The organism is Pseudorhizobium tarimense, from assembly GCF_022968135.1.
GTDB lineage: Bacteria > Pseudomonadota > Alphaproteobacteria > Rhizobiales > Rhizobiaceae > Neorhizobium > Neorhizobium tarimense.
This window is the reverse complement of the sequence record NZ_JALJRA010000050.1, coordinates 1-2,193: the sequence shown is the minus strand read 5'-3', so window position 1 is coordinate 2,193 and position 2,193 is coordinate 1. Positions and strand designations below refer to the sequence as shown.

General features: G+C 58.9%; 2 protein-coding genes. Both read left to right on the top strand.

Annotation, left to right across the window (positions count from 1 at the left end):
- The first annotated feature begins 75 nt into the window (after positions 1-75).
- Positions 76-1,362, top strand: coding sequence for an IS21 family transposase (istA, locus tag MUU54_RS24470; RefSeq protein ID WP_247246534.1), 1,287 nt, complete (start codon positions 76-78; stop codon positions 1,360-1,362).
- Positions 1,362-2,193 (top strand): IS21-like element helper ATPase IstB (istB, locus tag MUU54_RS24465; RefSeq protein WP_247246533.1); only part of this gene is annotated, 832 nt, incomplete at its 3' end. The genes istA and istB, both read left to right, overlap by 1 nt.

Sequence of the window (2,193 nt, the reverse complement as noted above, 5' to 3'; positions counted from 1 at the left end):
TGTCAGGCGAAATGAGAAACTGACCCCCTAACGAAATAAAGAACTGCCCCCTCGTTTCACAACGAGGAGAGATGGATGACGAGCTTCATTTCAGCGCATCCTGCATTGTCGCGAACGATGCAGGGCGAAGATATGCTTCAGGCAGATGAGGTGGTGGCAATGTTGCGGCTGCACGAGCTTGGCTGGGGCGCCAAGCGGTTATCGAAAGAGTTTGGCTGCGCTCGCAACACGGTCCGCCGATATCTTCGCGAGGGCGGGGCAGCGCCATTCAAAAAGCCGGTTCGTCGCAGTGCTTTCGATGGCTTGGATGATTGGCTCCGCGAACGCTTCTTCCGGCATGACGGCAATGCCGATGTGATCCGGCAGGAGTTGGCCAGCGAGCATGGAATTACCATCGGTTTGCGCTCGGTAGAGCTTCGGGTCCGGGAATGGCGGCGCGAACTCAAAGCGCAGAAGCGGGCAACAGTCCGGTTCGAGACACCGCCAGGCCGTCAATTACAGATCGGCTTTGGGCAGACACGTGTCTGGATTGGCGACGAACGAATCCGCGTAAACGTCTTTGTCGCCACACTGAGCTATTCCCGACGCATCCATATACGTGCCTCGCTGCGAGAAGGACAGGCCGACTGGTTTGAGGGCATGGAAGGGGCGTTTCTTCGGTTCGGCGGCGTTCCCAGGGAGGTTCTGCTTGATAATGCGAAGGCGCTTGTCGAGCATCACGACGCGGTCAGTCGGGAGGTGCGCTTCAATGCACGGCTATGGGCATTTGCGCATTACTGGGGCTTCGTGCCACGCGCTTGCGCTCCATACCGGGCCCGGACAAAGGGAAAGGACGAGCGCGGGGTCGGCTACGTGAAGAAGAACGCCATCGCAGGTCGCCGGTTTGAGAATTGGGCCTCGTTTGAGGCACATTTTGATCGATGGATACGTGAGGTCGCCGATCAGCGGGACCACGGCACGACTGGTGAACCTCCAATTGAGCGCTTCGCTGGCGAGGTCGATGCCCTTCGGCCGCTGTCAGGCCGTGCACCGTTCGGACAGCTGCGCGATCTCGTGCGCAAGGTGCAGGCGGACTGCGCCATTGATCTCGACACGAACAGTTATTCCGTACCCTGGCGTCTCATAGGCGAAAGTGTCCAGGTCGTTGTGCTGGCGGGTCGTGTCATCGTCCGCCACGCCGGCCATGTCGTAGCTGATCATGCTCTCTGCCAGGGACGGCGACAACGGATCGTGGACCGGGCTCACTTTGTCGGCGTTGCAGGTATCGAAGGGTTGGTCCGTTCCGCTCCAGTCGAGACGACGCCAGCAGCCCTGCTGCGACCGCTTGCGGAATACGAGGCTGTGGTTGGAGGTGGCTGGTGATGACAACCGTTGATAATGATCTACTCATCGCGACGCTCGATCGCCTGAAGCTGACGGCAATCCGCGATCAACTCGACAGCCTGCTGGATGAGGCCGCCCGCTCGAAAATGACTTTGCGCGAGGCACTAGCGTTCTTGGTGTCGCGCGAGATTGCCCGGCGCGACGAGCGGCGTATCTCCATGTCGAGCAAACTGGCGCAGTTCCCCTTCGTACGTGAACTCGACGGCTTTGACTTCGAGGCACAGCCATCGGTGGATCGCGGACAGATCAGAGAGTTGGCGACCTGCCGCTGGATCGCTCACGGAGATACCGTCCTATTCCTGGGGCCACCAGGAACAGGGAAAACCCATCTTGCCGTCAGTCTCGGCCGCGAGGCGATCCGCCAGAATTACAATGTCCAGTTCGTGACGGCAGCCACGCTTGTCGCGATGTTGGCCAAGGCTCACAACGACGCAACCCTAGACAAGCAGTTGACGACCCTGTCACGGCCGAAATTGCTCATCATCGACGAACTCGGATATCTGCCCTTCGAAGCGAACGCGGCTCACTTGTTCTTTCAACTGGTCTCTCGCCGCTACGAGAAGGGATCGATCCTGATTACCTCAAATCGATCGGTCGGAGAGTGGGGTAGCGTCTTCGGAGATCCTGTCGTCGCCACCGCAATATTGGACCGCCTGCTGCACCATTCGACTGTGATCACCATCCGAGGCGATAGCTACAGACTTCGCGAAAAGCGCCGGAACGGCGCTCGAGACAAGCGAACCAACAAATCAATGAAGGGGGTCAGTTCTTCGTTTCGCCTACGGGGTCAAATCTTCACTTCGCTTGACA

Coding starts and splice junctions, on each gene's coding strand:
- istA (WP_247246534.1), top strand. CDS start 76: ATGACGAGCTTCATTTCAGCGCATCCTGCATTGTCGCGAACGATGCAG.